This is a genomic window from Pseudomonas sp. NPDC088429, assembly GCF_044753305.1.
Lineage (GTDB): Bacteria > Pseudomonadota > Gammaproteobacteria > Pseudomonadales > Pseudomonadaceae > Aquipseudomonas > Aquipseudomonas rustica.
In genome coordinates this window covers 542-2,056 of sequence record NZ_JBIVMX010000124.1, presented here as the reverse complement: position 1 = coordinate 2,056, position 1,515 = coordinate 542, and the positions used below count along the sequence as shown (strand labels likewise).

The window sequence follows — 1,515 nt, the reverse complement described above, 5'->3', positions numbered from 1 at the left end:
ATCAACGGTCAGGTCGTTATCCGTCCGATGATGTACCTGGCGCTGTCCTACGATCACCGTCTGATCGATGGCAAAGAAGCTGTGACCTTCCTGGTGACCATCAAGAACCTGCTGGAAGATCCGGCGCGTCTGTTGCTGGATATCTAAAAAACAGCGGCAAGCTTCAAGTTTCAAGCCACAAGCTCAAAGCGAGCGGGGTGGGCTTGGAGCTTTTCGCTTGCGGCTTGTAGCTTTATTGCTAAAGAGGATTTTTTGAATGTCGCAGAAATTTGACGTAGTAGTGATCGGTGCTGGCCCTGGTGGCTACGTGGCTGCCATCAAGGCGGCGCAGCTGGGTCTGACCACTGCCTGCATCGAGAAGTACACCGACGCTGAAGGCAAGCAAGCCCTGGGCGGCACCTGCCTGAACGTAGGCTGCATTCCTTCCAAGGCGCTGCTCGACAGCTCCTGGAAATACAAGGAAGCGAAAGAAAGCTTCAACGTTCACGGTATCTCGACCGGCGAAGTCAAAATGGACGTCGCTGCGATGGTTGGCCGCAAGGCTGGCATCGTCAAGAACCTGACCGGCGGCGTTGCCACTCTGTTCAAGGCGAACGGCGTTACTTCGATCCAGGGCCACGGCAAACTGCTGGCGGGCAAGAAAGTCGAAGTCACCAAGCCAGACGGCTCGGTTGAAGTCATCGAAGCTGAAAACGTGATCCTGGCTCCAGGCTCGCGTCCAATCGACATTCCACCGGCTCCGGTTGATCAGAACGTCATCGTCGATTCGACTGGCGCTCTGGAATTCCAAACCGTACCTAAGCGTCTGGGCGTGATCGGCGCTGGCGTGATCGGTCTGGAACTGGGTTCGGTCTGGTCGCGTCTGGGTTCGGAAGTGGTTGTCCTCGAAGCACTGGACACCTTCCTGATGGCAGCGGACACCGCTGTTTCCAAGGAAGCGCTGAAAACCCTGACCAAACAAGGTCTGGACATCAAACTGGGCGCTCGCGTGACCGGCTCGAAAGTGAATGGCGACGAAGTCGTTGTGAACTACACCGATGCCAACGGCGAACAGACCATTACTTTCGACAAGCTGATCGTAGCCGTTGGTCGCCGTCCGGTGACCACTGATCTGCTGGCTTCCGACAGCGGCGTGACCCTCGACGAGCGCGGTTTCGTGCACGTTGACGATCACTGCGCGACCACCGTACCGGGCGTTTTCGCCATCGGTGACGTGGTGCGCGGCATGATGCTGGCGCACAAGGCATCGGAAGAAGGCATCATGGTTGTCGAGCGCATCAAGGGCCACAAAGCCCAGATGAACTATGACCTGATCCCTTCGGTTATTTATACTCACCCGGAAATCGCGTGGGTGGGTAAAACCGAGCAGGCCTTGAAAGCTGAAGGCGTTGAAGTTAACGTCGGCACCTTCCCGTTCGCCGCTTCCGGCCGTGCCATGGCCGCCAACGATACCGGTGGTTTCGTCAAGGTCATCGCTGATGCCACGACGGACCGCGTCTTGGGCGTGCACGTGAT

Annotated in this window: 2 protein-coding genes; both read left to right on the top strand. The window is 57.3% G+C overall.

The window, feature by feature from the left end:
• On the top strand, positions 1–147 hold a 147-nt coding region (locus ACIP66_RS28070; protein ID WP_400652484.1), incomplete at its 5' end, for a 2-oxo acid dehydrogenase subunit E2.
• A gap of 109 nt (positions 148–256) precedes the next feature.
• Positions 257–1,515, top strand: a 1,259-nt coding sequence (gene lpdA / locus ACIP66_RS28065; RefSeq protein WP_400652477.1) for a dihydrolipoyl dehydrogenase, incomplete at its 3' end; no start/stop codon positions are given.